Origin of the sequence: Pseudomonas viciae (assembly GCF_004786035.1) — a bacterium.
Taxonomy (GTDB): domain Bacteria; phylum Pseudomonadota; class Gammaproteobacteria; order Pseudomonadales; family Pseudomonadaceae; genus Aquipseudomonas; species Aquipseudomonas viciae.
The window spans coordinates 3,337,421-3,353,389 of the sequence record NZ_CP035088.1; the positions used below are offsets into that span (position 1 = coordinate 3,337,421).

At 61.4% G+C, this 15,969-nt stretch carries 14 protein-coding genes (1 of these 14 running past the window's edge); 10 read left to right on the top strand and 4 right to left on the bottom strand.

Going from position 1 to position 15,969, the window contains the following annotated elements:
* Both EPZ47_RS14975 and EPZ47_RS14980 read left to right on the top strand, forming a co-directional pair.
* Positions 1-3,147, top strand: partial view of a non-ribosomal peptide synthase/polyketide synthase gene (locus tag EPZ47_RS14975; protein ID WP_135845500.1) — the end only. Its footprint begins 14,655 nt before the window's first position; 3,147 of the gene's 17,802 nt are visible here — the last part of the coding sequence; its start codon lies off the left edge, out of view; its stop codon occupies positions 3,145-3,147.
* Positions 3,137-4,453 (top strand): MFS transporter, encoded by a 1,317-nt coding sequence (locus EPZ47_RS14980; RefSeq protein WP_135845501.1) that lies wholly within the window; start codon positions 3,137-3,139, stop codon positions 4,451-4,453. The genes EPZ47_RS14975 and EPZ47_RS14980 overlap by 11 nt, the downstream gene beginning before the upstream one ends.
* Positions 4,454-4,465: 12 nt before the next feature.
* Here EPZ47_RS14980 and nadE read toward each other — a convergent pair whose 3' ends face one another.
* The 3 genes from nadE to EPZ47_RS14995 are packed head-to-tail and all read right to left on the bottom strand — an operon-like array spanning position 4,466 to position 7,184.
* The gene (gene nadE / locus EPZ47_RS14985) at positions 4,466-5,296 is read right to left on the bottom strand and encodes an ammonia-dependent NAD(+) synthetase (RefSeq protein ID WP_135845502.1); all 831 of its coding nucleotides are present in this window, start codon (positions 5,294-5,296) and stop codon (positions 4,466-4,468) included.
* A gap of 1 nt (position 5,297) precedes the next feature.
* On the bottom strand, positions 5,298-6,527 hold the full coding sequence (gene pncB, locus EPZ47_RS14990) for a nicotinate phosphoribosyltransferase (RefSeq protein ID WP_135845503.1): 1,230 nt from the start codon (positions 6,525-6,527) through the stop codon (positions 5,298-5,300).
* 9 nt (positions 6,528-6,536) lie between these two features.
* Entirely contained in the window at positions 6,537-7,184 is a 648-nt protein-coding gene (locus EPZ47_RS14995) for an isochorismatase family protein (protein ID WP_135847995.1), read from the bottom strand.
* Positions 7,185-7,365: 181 nt separating this feature from the next.
* Between EPZ47_RS14995 and EPZ47_RS15000 the strand changes: the two genes are divergently transcribed.
* Together EPZ47_RS15000 and EPZ47_RS15005 are read left to right on the top strand one after the other, a co-directional pair.
* Entirely contained in the window at positions 7,366-7,911 is a 546-nt protein-coding gene (locus tag EPZ47_RS15000; protein WP_135845504.1) for an adenylyltransferase/cytidyltransferase family protein, read from the top strand.
* A gap of 1 nt (position 7,912) precedes the next feature.
* Positions 7,913-8,620, top strand: a complete 708-nt coding sequence (locus EPZ47_RS15005; RefSeq protein WP_135845505.1) for an NUDIX hydrolase — start codon at positions 7,913-7,915, stop codon at positions 8,618-8,620.
* An 86-nt stretch (positions 8,621-8,706) separates the two neighbouring features.
* Here the strand turns inward: EPZ47_RS15005 and EPZ47_RS15010 are convergent, their stop codons facing one another.
* Positions 8,707-9,954: a glycoside hydrolase family 68 protein gene (locus tag EPZ47_RS15010; protein ID WP_135845506.1), complete on the bottom strand. Its 1,248-nt coding sequence runs from the start codon at positions 9,952-9,954 to the stop codon at positions 8,707-8,709.
* A gap of 374 nt (positions 9,955-10,328) precedes the next feature.
* On the opposite strand from EPZ47_RS15010, the gene EPZ47_RS15015 reads away from it, so the two are divergent.
* From EPZ47_RS15015 to EPZ47_RS15040, 6 genes are all read left to right on the top strand, one after another.
* Positions 10,329-11,108, top strand: coding sequence for an SDR family NAD(P)-dependent oxidoreductase (locus tag EPZ47_RS15015; RefSeq protein ID WP_135847996.1), 780 nt, complete (start codon positions 10,329-10,331; stop codon positions 11,106-11,108).
* Between the two features lie 159 nt (positions 11,109-11,267).
* Positions 11,268-12,287, top strand: coding sequence for a LacI family DNA-binding transcriptional regulator (locus tag EPZ47_RS15020; RefSeq protein ID WP_135845507.1), 1,020 nt, complete (start codon positions 11,268-11,270; stop codon positions 12,285-12,287).
* A complete protein-coding gene (locus EPZ47_RS15025; protein ID WP_135845508.1) occupies positions 12,271-13,275 on the top strand; it encodes an ABC transporter substrate-binding protein in 1,005 nt (334 codons plus the stop codon). The genes EPZ47_RS15020 and EPZ47_RS15025 overlap by 17 nt, the downstream gene beginning before the upstream one ends.
* On the top strand, positions 13,276-14,145 hold the full coding sequence (locus tag EPZ47_RS15030; RefSeq protein WP_135845509.1) for an ABC transporter permease: 870 nt from the start codon (positions 13,276-13,278) through the stop codon (positions 14,143-14,145).
* The gene (locus EPZ47_RS15035) at positions 14,142-14,936 is read left to right on the top strand and encodes an ABC transporter permease (protein WP_135845510.1); all 795 of its coding nucleotides are present in this window, start codon (positions 14,142-14,144) and stop codon (positions 14,934-14,936) included. The genes EPZ47_RS15030 and EPZ47_RS15035 overlap by 4 nt, the downstream gene beginning before the upstream one ends.
* Positions 14,933-15,964: an ABC transporter ATP-binding protein gene (locus tag EPZ47_RS15040; RefSeq protein WP_135845511.1), complete on the top strand. Its 1,032-nt coding sequence runs from the start codon at positions 14,933-14,935 to the stop codon at positions 15,962-15,964. The genes EPZ47_RS15035 and EPZ47_RS15040 overlap by 4 nt, the downstream gene beginning before the upstream one ends.
* Positions 15,965-15,969 lie beyond the last annotated feature (5 nt).

Below are 15,969 nucleotides of genomic sequence, written 5' to 3' on the forward strand. Positions count from 1 at the left end.
CTGGATGCGTTGCCTGAGACGCTGCAGGTCCCCGCGTCGTGCGCAGTGGTATCCCTGGACCCGGACACCGGTGAATGGGGGCATTTGTCCAGCATTGACCTGGCAGCCGATCCGCGGGCCAGTGACACGGACCTGGCCTACATCATTTACACCTCGGGCTCGACCGGCGTGCCCAAGGGCGTAATGATCGAGCATCGCGCGGTGATGCGGCTGTTCAGCGCCACCGATGCCTGGTTCGGCTTCAACGACCGGGACGTCTGGACCTTGTTCCACTCGTTCGCCTTCGACTTCTCGGTGTGGGAAATCTGGGGTGCGCTGCTGCACGGTGGCCGGTTGGTGGTGGTGCCCTACTTGACCTCGCGCAGCCCGGAGGATTTCTACCACCTGCTCGTGGACGCTGGCGTCACCGTGCTCAACCAGACCCCTAGCGCCTTTTATACCTGGATGAAACAGACCCGCGCCGAACCCCATCGGTTGCGCTGCATCATCTTCGGCGGCGAGGCCCTGGATGCCGCCGCGCTGCGGCCCTGGTTCGAACGGCCAGACAGCCAGGCTACCCGCCTGGTGAACATGTACGGCATCACCGAGACCACTGTGCACGTGACCTACCAGCCGATCGAAGCCGCCGACTGCCACGCCCAGGCCGGACTGGCGCCGATTGGCCGGCCCATCCCGGACTTGCAGGTCTACCTGCTCGATGCCCACGGCGAACTGGTACCACGAGGCGTAGTCGGCGAGCTGCATGTCGCCGGCCCAGGCCTGGCGCGCGGCTATCTGAATCAACCGGCGCTCGATGCCGAGCGCTTCCAGCCGGCGCGCTTCCTCGGAAGCCAAGGCGAGCGTCTCTACAAGACCGGCGATCTGGCACGCTGGACCGCCGACGGCACCTTGCACTACCTGGGCCGTAACGACCAGCAGGTCAAGGTGCGTGGCTTCCGCATCGAACTGGGCGAAATCGAAGCTCGGCTGAGTGTCCTGGACGGCGTGCACTCGGCGGTGGTGCTGGCACGCCAGGACGATCCCGGCGATGCGCGCCTGGTCGCCTATCTGCTGGCCGAGCCGGGCCGGCACCTGGAGCCTGGGCAATTGCGCTCAGCACTGGCCGGGGAATTGCCGGCGCACCTGTTGCCCAGCGCCTATGTGCAGCTGGAGCAATGGCCCTTGACCGCCAATGGCAAACTTGACCGGCGCGCCCTGCCGGTTCCCGATCAGCAAGCCTTGCAACAGCGTCCTTATGCGGCGCCACGCGGCACCACGGAAACGCGACTGGCGCAACTGTGGTCACGACTGCTAGGCATCGAGCAGATCGGTCGTGACGACAACTTCTTTGCCCTGGGCGGGCATTCGCTGCTGCTCGTGCAACTGCTCGACGGCTTGCGCGCGCAGGGAATGGACGTGGCCATCGACGCCCTGTTCAGCGCTGAAAGCCTCGCCGCACTGGCCCGCCAGGTGGTTACGCTGGACGTTGCCAACGTCGCAGCCCAAGGCCTGCTGTGCATTCGCGCCGGTTCGCCGGGCCGCGCACCGCTGTTTTTCATTCATGAAGGCACGGGCGAGGCGCTGCCGTATGTCCGGCTAGCGCAGCATCTGGACCCGGAATGGGGGATCTATGCCGTGCAGGCCGCCGCCGAGCTGGACGACGGCGTCGACAACACGACCTTGGCCAGACGCTACATCGAGCTGCTGCGCACGGTCCAACCGCACGGTCCCTATCAGCTCGCCGGCTGGTCGGCGGGTGGCGTGCTGGCCTATGAAATGGCCCGCCAACTGCTGGGCGAGGATTGCCCGGTAGCGTTCCTCGGGTTGATCGACAGCAGCCAGCCGGGCGCCCTGCGCGCCGCACCGTTGGCGCTGACCTTTGACGAAGCCGGCCTGCGCCAACAACTGATCGGGTACTTGGCGCACCACCGGATCGGCGAAAGCCCCGATGACCCTGCCCAGGACACCTGGCATGCCGGGCTCGACCTGAACGCGGTGATCGCTGCGGCCCAGGCACGGGGTTGGCTGCCAGCCGGTTTCGACCGCCAGGAACTGAGCCGCCGGGCCCGTCTCAACCTGAACCTGCGCAATGCCATGGTTCGCTATCGGCCGGCGCCGCTAGGTCTGCCCGTGCACCTGTTCCGTGCCACATCGGCGGGCCCTGCGGGAAGTGACGCGCGAGATCTGGCAGCCGACTGGCGCGCGCTGCTGGGGGCCGAGCTGATCGAGCAGCGCATCGACGGCGATCACTGGTCGATCATGCGCGACCCCGAGCATTTGCAACGGCTGGCGCAGGCCTTGGAGCAGGCGCTGGCGCGAGCCGAGCAGCGCCCTGCCGGTCCGTCGGGCGCGCGCGTCAGCCTGGTCTTGCAAACCGGCGCGCCGAACGCGCCCTGCCTGTTCATGATCCCCGGCGCCGGCGCGAATGTCGCCAGCTTCGTGCCCCTGGTCCGGCAACTGGACCCGCGACTGACGGTGATCGGCCTGCAAGCCCGTGGTTCCGACGGCCAGCGCGAACCGCATGCCTCGGTGCAGGCTGCGGCCAGCGCTTATGTACGGGAAATCCGCGCGCAGGTTCCGAACGGTCCCTACTACCTGCTCGGGCATTCATTTGGCGGCTGGCTGGCCTTTGAAGTCGCCCGCCAATTGCACGCTGAGGGTACTCCGGTGGCACCGGTGCTGGTGCTCGACAGCCGCGCGCCTGGCACGCGGTTGGCCAGTGATCCGCGTGAGGCCCTGGCGCGCTATGTGGCGTTGCTGGAGATGGAGGCCGGGTGTGAGCTGGGCCTCGACGTCGACAGCCTGGCCCAGCTGGAACCGGACGAGCAATGCGCCCGACTGCTGGCGCGGATGCAAGCCGTCGGTTTGATGCCCGCGCAAGCGCGTGCCGATGCGTTGCGTGGCCCTTTGCGGGTGTTTTACGCCAACCTGGCGAAAGACTATCGACCGGCATCGGTCTATCCGGGCTCAGTGGTGGTGTTCAAGGCCGAGCGGGGTCGTGACGAAACCGCGGATGGCTGGGAGGCATTCGCCGGGAACTGTCAGCGCCACGTGCTTGAAGGGTGTGATCACCTGTCGATTCTCAAAGCGCCGGCGGCACAGGCTTTGGCCGAGTACCTAAAACACTATTGGCCCGTGCTGGAGGCGTTTCAAACCCATGAAAATTGAGCATTCGGTGCGGCCCTGGGTATGGGCGTGGGCGGGTCAGGTCGTCTCCACCTTGGGGTCGGCCCTTGCGGCCTTCAGCCTGGGCATCTGGTTGTTGCAGCAACATGCCAGTGTGACGGACTACGCCCTGGTCATCGCGCTGTCTGCGTTGCCGGGACTGCTCCTGGCACCCGTGGCGGGCTGGTTGGTGGACCGCTGCGAGGCGCGGGCGATCCTGCTCGGCGTCGAGGCCGGCAGCGGTTTCGCGGCGCTGATCCTCTGGTGGCTGTTCGAGCAAGGCGAGCTGGAACGGTGGCAGGTGTATGCCTTTGCCGCCGTCAATTCCAGTGGCCAGGTCATGCGCATGCTCACTTGCCAGGCAGCGATCCCACGAATCTTGAGCAGTGCGCAAGCGATTGGCCGGGCCAACGGCCTGATGCAACTGATGGTCGGCTTGCCGCAACTGATCGCGCCCACCCTGGCGGCCCTGTTGCTGGGTAGCGTTGGAGTCCCTGGACTGTTGTTGCTGGATGTCGGTGCGGTGCTGTTTTCCGCCGGCGTGCTCGGTTGGCTCGCTTGGGTGGCGACGGCGGTGCGCGCCACCGGCCAAGGGCGTGTCGTGGCCGTGGGAGGGTTGGCACCCGTCTTGGCGGTGCTGCGCGGGCGTCCGGCGTTTTGGGCGTTGCTTGCCTACCTGGGCGTCGAGCATTTGATGCTCGGGCTGGCCTCGGTCCTGTTGGCGCCCCTGGTTTTGGAGCGTTACTCGGTATTGGTGCTGGGCACGCTGATGACCTGCGGCGGCCTGGGCATGCTAGGCGGCTCATTGTGGGTGGTCGCCCGTCCACCACAGCGATTGATCCGCACGGTATTGCTCGCGGACCTGATGCTCGGCGCCAGCATCCTGGGCATAGGTGTCAGTACCTCGCCGGTGGTTTTGTATGCGGCGGCATTCGTAGCCTTTGGCTGCTTTTCACTGAGCACCAGCAGCGACCAGAGCTTTTGGCAACGCAGCCTGCCCAACGCCATCCTCGGTCGGGTACTGTCAGCCCGGCAGATGGTGTGCCTGCTGGCCTTGCCGCTCGGTGCGCTGGGCGCGGGCGCGTTGGCCGACGGTTGGGCGATTCCGTTAATGAGCCAAAGCAGCGAGCTGCAAGCCAGGCTGGGCCCCGTGCTCGGTATCGGCAAGGTCGGCGGCTTGAGCTTGCTCTTCGCAGTCGCCGGCCTGCTGTATGTGCTGCTGGCCGGCCTGGGATTGACCATCGCACCGTTTCGTCGGCTAGAGCCTGGGTGGGTTGCGTCCACCCAGGTCGCGACCGAACCTGGGTGATCCGGCCAAGCCCTACACGGCCGGGACCCGTGGCAATGCGCGTTTGTGGGCCGTCTTGAGGTAGGCGCGTTCGATGATCTCTCGCGTCTGAGGCGACACCTCCTCCCCCATCAGGTACGCATCGATTTCCTCGTAACTGCACCCATACGCCACTTCATCCAACTTGCCGGGTGCCAGGTCTTCCAAATCAGCGGTCGGCGCCTTGCGCACCAGGTGCGCGGGAGCACCCATCGCGTCGGCCAGTAACCGCACCTGGGTCTTCGTCAGCCCGGACAGTGGTGCCAGGTCGCAAGCGCCGTCGCCGAATTTGGTGAAGAAGCCCATCAGCGCCTCAGCTGCATGATCGGTGCCGACCACCAACCCATTGCTTGTATTGGCAATGGCGTATTGCGCCAGCATCCGTGCCCGGGCCTTGACGTTGCCTTTGACAAAGTCGCTGAGTTCGGCCGAAGGCTGCAAGCCGTCGACTGCGATATTGGCCATCAGCCCGTCAACACACGCGGCGATGTTGCTGGTGGTGATCAAGTCCGGCTGAATGAAGTCCAGGGACGCCTGGGCATCTTGCTCATCCGCCTGGGTCTTGTACGGCAATCGGACTGCGATAAAACGCGCCGGATAGTCTTCTCCCCGCAGTTGCTCCACCGCCAACTGGCACAGGCGGCCGGCTGTGAGCGAGTCGACGCCACCACTGATGCCGAGGACCAGGGACTTGCAACCCGACTCACGCAAAATCTGCTTGATAAACCCGACCCGACGGGCAATTTCAGTTCCTTCGCCACCCCGTGCGAGTTGGCGGTCGATGCCCAGTTCCCGGGCGATGCTTTCTTGCTCGAGCGAAGTCATATCAGGCTCCCAGCTGTGGATTGATCAGGCCAACGTTGAAGACTTGGGCGGCGTAGCGCAGGAACGAGGCGTCTTCGCAAACGTTCTTGATGGGGTCATCGGAGAACTTCACCACCGGCTCGCCGTGGACCCGGACCAACTTCATGACGATGCTCAGCGGTTCGACACCGTCCACATCGCAGGCCAGGCTGGTGCCCATGCCAAACCCGAATTTGGCCTTGCCGCGTACGTGACGCAGGATCGGCAGGCATTTTTCGAAATTGAGGCCATCGGAGAACATCAGGTCCTTGGTGCGCGGATCGACCCCCAGTTCCTTGTAACGCCCCAGCACCTTGTCAGCCCAGACGATCGGATCACCGGAATCCTGGCGCAGGCCGTCATAGAGTTTGGCGAAGTACAGGTCGAAATCCTTGAGGAAGAAGTCGGTGCTGATGCAGTCCGTAAGCGCGATACCGAGCCTGCCGCGATACTCGCGCACCCAGTTTTCCAACGCGGCGTTCTGGCTCTCGCGTAACCGTCCCAGTTGCTGATGCACCATCAGCCATTGGTGGGCCATGGTGCCAATCAGCGGCAGATCGAACTCATAAGCCAAGTGCGCGTTGCTGGTGCCGACAAAGACCCCAGGAAAATCGCTGCGCATGACATTCACCACTTCACGCTGGGCCCTGAACGACAGGCGCCGGCGGGTGGAGAAGTCGGAAACACGAAATTCGGCGAGTTCTTCACGGCTGGCATTTTTCTCCAGCCATTCGAACTTCTGGTACAGCTTGCGAGTCACATCGGCCAGCTCGACTTCGGGATACTTTTCGCGGTTGCGCAGTTCGCTGACCATCGCCAGTACCGGTTGCTCGAACATGATGCAATGCAACATCGGACCACGGACGCGGATGTGCAGTTGGCCGTCGACCTCCGAAACGTGGATGTAGCGCAGATTGAAGCGGAACAGGCCGAGAAACTGTTCAAAGTCCGGTGTCAGGTACTCACGGAAACGCTTGTTGAACAGAAACCGTTGCTCCCCTTCGCGTAGCTGCAATCCGGCGAGCTTTTCCAGCTCGACACGAATGTCCGGGATCAGGTGAGCGAGTCGCTCTTTGGAGCGCACGATGAACTGGTATTCCACCTCTACATTCGGGTGCTGGTGCAAGACCGCCTGCATCATGGTGAAGGTGTAGTAATCGGTATCCAGAAGACTCCGGATGACGCCATTGCTTGAATCGTATGCACTGTCCATGTTTCTTCCTTATGCACTTGCCAGGCGGATAGTTTCTTCGCGGGTCGCGGCAATCGAGACCCCCACTTGCTGCATGTCTTGAACGGCTTGGAGGGCGCCCTCCTCACTGATGGCGCGGCAGGCTGGGAGGTGGATGATCACCTTGAAGCCGGCGGCAGCCAGTTGCAGCGCGGTGGTCTTGACGCAGAAATCCAGCGCCAGCCCGCCGACAATGACTTGCTCCACGCTCAGACCTTTCAAGTACTCGATCACCCCGGTGGAAAGCTTGCCGTGCAGGTCGTGGTAGCAGGCGCCGTACGGGTGCAAGTCCGGCTCGACGCCCTTCCAGACGAAGTAGTCGTAGTCGTATGGGGTCGGCAACTCGTCCAACAGGGTGAAACCTTCGGTGCCAGGGACACAGTGGCTGACCCAGGTGATGTCGGCGTGCTCGAGCCCGGTCGGCACGAACATCTGTGAATGATCGGCGACCACCCATGGGGCCTGAGGCGAATGGGCGTCCTTGCTGCCGATGCGGAGGCTGGCCAGAGACGCGATGAAATTCAGCTCGCTGCCAATTTGATCGCCGCCAGGCACTGGCAGCTCATCAGGGCACAGCGGTGTGAAGCTCTTTTGCGCATCAACATCGAAGGAAGCGGTTTTGCGGGTCAGGCTGTTCATCATGGCTCTCTCCTCTTCATGACCACAAAGTACATGACATGTACTTTTGAGACAAGCCTCGCTGACATGATTTTTTAGACATAGCAGGTTTTGTTAAATAAATCGGTGGCGAACCAGGTACAGTTCCATCGAATGGCTTTTGATGCTACGGTACATGTCGTGTACTAACAGGAGATAAGCCATGTTCGAAATAGCCCTCTATGGCGGCGCCTTCAATCCTCCTCACGCCGGTCATGCCCATGTGATGATCGAGGCCTCAACCCAGGCCAGACGGGTGCTGGTGGCCCCAAGCTTCAGGCATCCGTACGGCAAGCGAATGGTCGACTATGAAGTTCGCCTGAACTGGCTGGAATCGATCGTCGAGAACCTCCAGCCGCTGTGCTGCGCACCAGTGCGTGCAAGTCGGGTGGAGCAGGTGGTGGCGCGCGGGGTTGAAGGCCCGATTTACAGCTACACCCTCCTCGCCCACCTCGCTGACAGCCTGGCCCTGGACGGCAAGCAGATAGCCTTGGTGGTGGGTCAGGACGTCGCGGACCGGTTGCCGACCTTCTATCGCGGCCAAGCGTTACTGGAGCGTTTTTCCATCCTTTGCATGGAGGAAAAGCTGCCTGTGCGCAGTACGGTGGTTCGCGAACGAATGGCTCTGGGCAAGCCGCTACCCATCCACTGGATGGCACCCGGCATGGATCCGTTAAACTATGACCTTTACGCTGCCCACGGAAACTGACATGCCGAATCCCACCGCCCCTGCGCGAGATTATTTGCACACCATCGACCTCTGTGTGCTGCGCTTCTGCCGGGAAACCCAGGCGCTTGAAATCCTCCTGAACCGACGGGAAGCCGAGCCGTTCGCCGGCCATTGGGCACTGCCCGGGATCGTGGTCAATGGAGGGGTCGAAGACCTCACGCTGAGCGACGCGGTGGAACGCCTGCGTAACTCAAGCAAGGTAGGCATGCCGTTAGCCTGGATCGAACAAGTCGGCACCGTCGGCGACGCGTTCCGCGATCCGCGCTGCTGGTCATCGTCGACTTTCTATCTTGCCATTGTCAGCGATGCAGTCCAGCTCGCCGAACACCAAGGTTTTTTTCCCCTCAAAGGCGTAGCGGATGCCTCGATAAAACTCCCTTTCGATCACAACAGTCTGGTGGCGGCTGTCCAGGAGCGGTTGTTGTCCAAAGCCCTCTACAGCAGCCTGCCGCTGATGTTCCTGGGAACTGAGTTCAGCGCGCCGCAAGCCGTGGATATTTTCTCCCTGGTGCTTGAGCGCCCGGTGCTCAAGACCAGTATTCGCCAGCGTTTGCTGAAGATGACCGAAGCGGGTTACCTGCGGGAAACCGGCCGCAAAAAAAGCGGCCACGGCGGCCGCCCGCAAAGCACTGTGGAAAATCTCAAACCTGCCAGCCTGTACCTTTTCGATCGTTGTTTTCTGGAGTAATGCCCAGCATGAAGCGCGATCTGACGAGCCTCATCCGGGCAGCAGAAAATCCGGAGTCTGATAAAGACCCCGGATTACCCGGATTATTAACTCAATACAACATCGCGCATTGGCGGAATGTAGCCATAGTCATAGGCTTCCTGTACGAATGAGCGATCTCCCTTCAGCAGAATTTTCACCGTGGGTGCCTCCGTGCCGCCGATGCGGTAGTCATCGCCCGTGGTCGGCACACTGTCGATAAACGAGGTCACCAAACCATTGGGCATCACGCAGTGGGAATAGGTCTGGAAAGGCTGCGACGGCGGGTTACCCAGTACAAGGCCGGAAGCGTTCATCGGCGTGTAAGGGCCGAGCAAATGATCGCTGACAAAGCCGTAGACGCCATCGGGACCGGTGACACCGTCAGCGTAAGTAAACTTGTGGCTGATGGTGAACAGGTAATATTTATTATCCTGAAAGACATAATGCGGACGCTCGGTCTGATCATTTACACCGACTGCGGTGACCAAAGGTGGCAGTATTTCCCACTCATCACCCTTGAGGTCTTTGGCCACGGCCAAACCAATACAGCCCACTTGAAACCTTGCCCCACCCACCTCTTCATAACCCGGTGGCACCCGCCCAAGTTCGTCAGGACCAATTTTATGTGTGCCGCGCTCTCCAGCCACATTGCCTTCGAAGACCATATATAACTTGCCGTCATTGGGGTCGATGAATGGACTGGGGTCGCGGAAGTTCCACGTCGCGTTCTGGGCTTCCGTCTGGTAATACACACCATCAGCATCAAATAACGATTGGACTTTATTAAACCCTTGCAATTCAACGCCCTTCTCCGACGTCACGATCTGGCCTCTGACTTTGGCGATGGTGGCACCGGGCGTTACACAGGTGTAATACAGATCAATATCACCGTTGTTATTTAAAAGAACAGGTGTGCCTGCCCATTCACGAGTGGTTGGCGATACCCCTTCGGCCATGACACGGTCGCCGAAGATCCAGTCCTTGCCGGTTCGGGAATACCAGTAGCAAATACGTGCGTGGCCATGGCGATCCTCCCAATCGCGCTTGATGTCATAGCGCCCGTCGGCATTGATGAACGCTGGGTCGTGGGGGCGACGATCTGCGGTCAGGGTAAAAATCACCGACCAGCCGTTGACCGATACCACCGTTCCATCCAGTTCACGCAAGGGCATGGTGTCCCAGATAAACACGCTGTCACTCATGACGGGGAAATCAGGGTTTACTAATGGTTGCGTTGTAGTCGGGTCATTTTCATTAACTTTTAGCGCATCGGCCCGGGTCCAGCGCGTGGGTGATTGATTCGCAGGTTTCATGTTGATGTCCTTTTACTGACGCTTATTTTACAAGCGGGGTTTAGCGAAAGAATGCGACTTTTAAAATTGCAGCAAGGGCATAAAGATGGCCAGGCTCAATTCCAAGAGCACGAACCAAGGTTTAACATGGAAGCGATGTTTTGCAAGATGAATATAATTTAATTGATAGAGGCCACTGCTTTGATGTTATTTGCGCATTAAACCAATGGCGCACCCAAGGACTGAATCTTGTTAATTGGTCGATTTATAATGTAATAAAATTGAACTTACAGGTCGGTTGCCACCCCATGCCCGCCTATTCTCCTGAAATAAATACTGCCGATGATGGCATTGGCGTGGTAAATCACTGGCTCGGCTTTGATTGGGAGAACACCATGGCAAACGCTGTAGTGCAGGATCATGTGGCAATCGTCAGTGGCGTTGGAAGTGAGATTGGCATTGGGATGGCAATTGCGCGCAGGCTTGGCGTTGCCGGAACCAAATTGATCATCACCGCCAGCAGCGCTCGCGTCTTTGATCGAGTCGAAGAACTGCGAGCCGAAGGCTTCGAAGTCGAAGGGCGGCCCGTCGACCTGACCGACGAAAACCAGGTGCGAGAGTTTAGCCTTTGGGCAGAGTCGCGCTGGGGGCGGATCGATATCCTGGTGAACAACGCGGGCATGGCCATGCAAGGTTCCCCAGAAGTTCTTTCTGAGCTGGCGATCATGGATCTGCAAGCCTGGAACCTTTCGCTGGCGCGAAATCTGACGACGGCTTTTCTGCTTACACGGGCTGTTCTGCCTGGTATGCAGGCGCGCCGTTACGGGCGCATCGTCAATATCAGTTCCACTACCGGCACTCGGTGCAGTAACCCCGGTGAAGCGGCCTACAGCGCCGCGAAGGCCGCAATGGTAGGCATGAGCATGGGCCTGGCGCTTGAAGTGGCCCGGCAAGGGATTACCGTGAACAGCGTTGCTCCCGGCTGGATCGCTACGGGGTCGAGTTCTCCCGAAGAAGTCGAGGCCGCCCGGTACACGCCGATGGGCCGGGCGGGACGTCCCGAAGAAGTGGCTGCGCTGGTTGCTTTCCTCGCATCGCCAGACGCGAGTTACATGAGCGGCGAAGTCATCGTGGTGGATGGCGGAAACTGTCTGGTCGAGAACAAGGCCCCTTGATCTGAGCACACGTTCTGTTCGCGGAGAGAGGCGATCGGCGCCTCTCTTCGCCACCTATAAACATCACCACTGACATCAAACCGTCATCTCTCCATCGCCAAACCGCCATATCCCCTGAGTAATGTCCTCGCCAATGAGATCGATCTCAAGCGAGTGACAATGACTGATTTGAAAGAAGTGGCACAGTTGGCTGGGGTATCGCGAGCGACTGCGGCGCGTGCCTTTGCTTCCCCCGAAGTGGTCCGTCCGGCCACCCGGGAACAGGTATTCGCCGCTGCGCGCGAGCTGGGTTTTCGGCCTAACCGTCTTGGCCGCCAACTGCGCCTGCAAGTGACCAAGCTGATCGGCGTCGTGGTGCCCAACCTGCTCAACCCGGTGTTTGCCGAGCAATTCCAGGCGATGGAACGCGCTGCGCGTTTGCGCGGTTACAACCTGCTGTTGGCCACCACGGACTACAGCAGCGAGCGCGAAAGCGCAGTGGTCGAAGAGTTGTTGCGCCAGCGTGTCGATGGCCTGGTCCTCACAGTGACCGACGCCGAGAGTAACCGGGTGCTGCAAAGCCTGGACAGCGAGGACACACCGTTTGTGCTGGCCTACCACCAGCCGCGTAATCCGGACTACAGCGCCGTGTCGGTGGATAACCGCGCCGGCATGGCCCTCGCCACCCGTTATCTGCTGGAAGCCGGGCATTGGCGCATTGGCATGGTCGCAGGTCCCGCCCTGCAATCGGACCGTGCTCGCCTGCGCTATGCCGGGTATTGCGACGCCATGCGAGAGGCGGGGCTCGACAGCGTGCCGGTGATTGAAATGCCCGCCCATACCCAAGCCGACTTCGCCGCCATCGAGCCGCTGCTGCAAGGCCCACAGGCGCTCAGTGCGCTGGTCTGCTCCAACGACTTACTCGCCATCAGCCTGATTGCCGAGTTGCGCCGCAACGGCTGGCAGGTACCCAGGCAACTCTCGGTCATCGGCTTTGACGGCATTGCCCTTGGCACTCAGATGCACCCGACGCTGTGCAGTGTCGTCCAGCCCATCGAGGCGCTGGCTTGCACGGTGATCGATCAGTTGTTGGCGCAAATCGCTGGCGCCCCTGCGGTTTCCCATTGCCTGCCCTGCCATATCCGGCCGGGCGAAAGTACTCAACCCTACGAGGAGACACTTGATGATCCGCTTGCGTAAAACCCTGGCGACATTGCTGCTGTGCGGCGTTGCCAGCCTGGCCCAGGCCGCCGAAACGGCGATTTGCTACAACTGCCCGCCGGAATGGGCCGACTGGGGCACTCAGCTCAAGGCGATTGCCGATACCACCGGCGTGCAGGTCCCGCTGGACAACAAGAACTCCGGGCAGGCATTGGCGCAACTGGTTGCCGAACAAGCCGCGCCGGTGGCCGATGTGGTGTATTACGGCGTGACGTTCGGTTTACAGGCGCAAAAAGCCGGAGTGGTTGGCACTTATAAACCCAAGGGCTGGGAGCAGATCCCGGCAGGCTTGAAGGACCCGCAAGGGCACTGGTTTGCCATTCATTCCGGCACCCTGGGCATCATGGTCAATGTCGATGCACTGGGCGGCTTGCCCGTGCCGCAAAGCTGGGCCGATCTGCTCAAGCCAGAATACAAAGGCATGGTCGGCTACCTGGATCCGTCCAGCGCGTTCGTCGGCTACGTCTCTGCGGTCGCGATCAATCAGGCCATGGGCGGTAACCTGGATAACTTCGCCCCGGCTATCGATTACTTCCAGAAGCTGGCGAAAAACTCGCCCATCGTGCCCAAGCAAACGGCTTATGCGCGGGTGCTGTCCGGCGAGCTGCCGATCCTGGTGGATTACGACTTCAACGCCTATCGGGCGCGTTACAAGGACAAGGCCAACGTTGCTTTTGTGATTCCCAAGGAAGGCAGCATCAGCGTGCCTTACGTGATGAGCATCGTCGGCAACGCCCCCCATCGGGCCAACGCCGAGAAAGTTCTGGATTTCGTCCTGTCCGAGCAAGGTCAGGCGCTTTGGGCCAAGGCGTACTTGCGGCCGGTGCGGCCGATGAAGATGCCGGACGACGTCGCCGCGCAGTTCCTGCCGGACAGCGATTACGCCCGGGCTGGCGTGGTCAACTACCAACAGATGGCCGCGGCGCAGGAAGCCTTTTCCGCACGCTATCTGCGTGAGGTCAAATAAGTGACCGCTTCGGTATTAAAGGCCCGGGAGGTTCCCTCGGGCCGGGCCACCGTGCCGCGTTTGCGGCCGACCGCTGCCTGGGCCCTGGCGCCCGCCGCAGCGGTGTTGTTCGCGTTCTGGCTGTTGCCGCTAGCGCATCTGATCCTGCTCGGTGGACAAAGTCGTGACGGCAACGAAAACGGCTACTGGCAGGTGCTGGGCAGCGCGCAGTATCTGGGCAGCCTGGCGCAGACCTGCCTGCTTGCCCTTGCCACCACGCTCGCGGCGCTGTTAGTGGGTGGCATCAGCGGGGTTTTTCTCAGTCGCCAGCGCTTCTTCGGTCGTTCGTTACTAGTTGCCTTGTTGACCTTCCCCCTGGCATTCCCCGGAGTGGTGGTCGGTTTCCTGGTGATTCTGCTGGCTGGGCGCCAAGGGCTGTTCGCCATCCTAGGCCTCGAACTGGCGGGTGAGCGCTGGATCTTTGCCTACTCGCTGATGGGCCTGTGCATCGGTTACCTGTACTTCTCGATCCCTCGGGTGATCCTCACGGTGATGGCCGCTTGCGAAAGCCTCGACCGCAGCCTGGAAGAAGCGGCTCACTCGCTGGGGGCCGGTCATTGGCGAGTGGTCTGCGACGTCATCGTCCCCGGCCTGGCGCCGGCATTGGTCTCGTGCGGGGCCATCTGCTTTGCGACGTCCATGGGCGCGTTCGGTACGGCGTTCACCCTGGGCACGCGGCTCAACGTGACCCCGGTGGCGATCTACAACGTGTTTACCAACTACGCCAATTTCACCGTGGCCGCTGCGCTGTCGGTGATATTGGGGGCGCTGACCTGGGCGGTGTTGCTAATGGCCCGGCGATTGGCGAACAGTTCGAGGACAGTCTTGTGAAACGCTCAACGCTGTTTGTCGGGCAACTGGCGTTCACCTTGTTGGTCTGCGCCTTCATGTTGGTGCCCGTGCTGATGTCGCTGCTGGCGGGGCTGACCCGCAATTATTTCCAGGGCGTCTCCAGCGGCCTGACGTTCGATTGGCTGGTGCAAGTCTGGCAGGCCTATTCGCCGACGGTCTGGCTGTCCCTGCAACTGGCCGCCGCCTGTGCGCTGTGTGTCTGCGTGATCGGCGTGCCGGCGGCTTACGCTCTGGTACGGATGAACAACCGCTTCAGTCGCGCGTTCGAGGAGTTGATGGTGCTGCCGGTGGCGATGCCGGGCCTGGCCAGCGCCTTGGCGTTGCTGCTCACCTACGGTGAGTTCGGCGGGTTTCGCAGCAGTTGGCTGTTCATTCTCGTCGGCCACGTGCTGTTCACCCTGCCGTTTCTGGTGCGTCCGGTGATGGCGGTGATGCAACGCCAGCACCTGCCGGTCCTGGAAGAAGCCGCAGCCAGCCTGGGCGCCGGGCCGCTGCGGCGGTTCTTCAGTGTGGTGGTGCCTAACTGCCGGGCGGGGATTCTCGCCGGGGTCTTGATGGTCGTCACCCTGTCGCTGGGTGAGTTCAACCTGACCTGGATGCTCCACACCCCGATGACCAAGACCTTGCCGGTTGGCCTGGCTGACAGCTATGCCTCGGCCAGGCTGGAAGTCGCCAGCGCCTACACCCTGATATTCCTGTTGATGATCGTGCCGTTGCTGATTGCGTTGCAGGCCATCAGCGCGCGCCTTTCCCGTGGAGAAAAACGATGAGCGGAACCACTATTCGCCTGGCGGGTTGCCGCAAGGCGTTCTCGGACGGCACCGTTGCCGTACACGACCTGGACCTGAGCATCGAGGCCGGGGAAACCCTGGCGATCCTCGGCCCGTCCGGTTGCGGCAAAACCACCACTTTGCGGCTGATTGCCGGGCTTGAACGCCCGGATGTGGGGCAGGTATTTTTTGGCGACACCGACGTCACCCGCTTGCCCATCGAGCGTCGTGACGTGGGCATGGTGTTCCAGAACTATGCGTTGTTTCCCAACCTGGATGTGGCCGGCAATATCGTCTACGGCCTGAAGATTCGCGGCATGGCGCCCGCTGAGCGGAACAAGCGTTGCTCGGAGTTGCTGGAACTGGTCGGTCTGCAGGATCACGGCAAGCGCGGCATTCACGAGTTGTCCGGCGGCCAGCGCCAGCGAGTCGCCCTCGCCCGCGCCCTGGCACCCAAGCCCCGGGTATTGCTGCTCGATGAACCCTTGGCGGCGTTGGATGCACAGCTGCGTGAACGCTTGCGCAGCGAGTTGGATCAGTTGCTCCGCCATCTGGGCATTACCGCGGTATTCGTCACCCACGATCAGGGCGAAGCCATGGCGCTGGGCGATCGGATCCTGGTCATGGAACACGGCCGCGTTGCGCAATTGGCCAGCCCACGGGAAATCTATCAGCAACCCGCCAATGCTTTCGTCGCCAGTTTCGTCGGCAACCTCAACGCTTTTCCAGTGCTCGAACATACGTCCCTTGGCTTGAAAGTCAGTGGCGGTGAGTTGCCATGGCGGGGTGCCGGCCTGCCCGCCACCGTCTATTGCCGGCCCGAGCATTTGCGGGTGATGGACAGCGAGGGGCATCTGCGTGGACGCCTGGTGGGCCAGTTTTTCCAGGGTGCCCAAAGCCGCCTGTTGGTGGACGTCGGCGCCGCTCAGCCACTGCTGGTGGACAGCACCGACAGCGTCATCCACGCCCCCGGCGCGCTGATCGCCTTGGCCGTCGAGCCGCAAGTGCTGTTCACCCTGTCATCGTGATATTC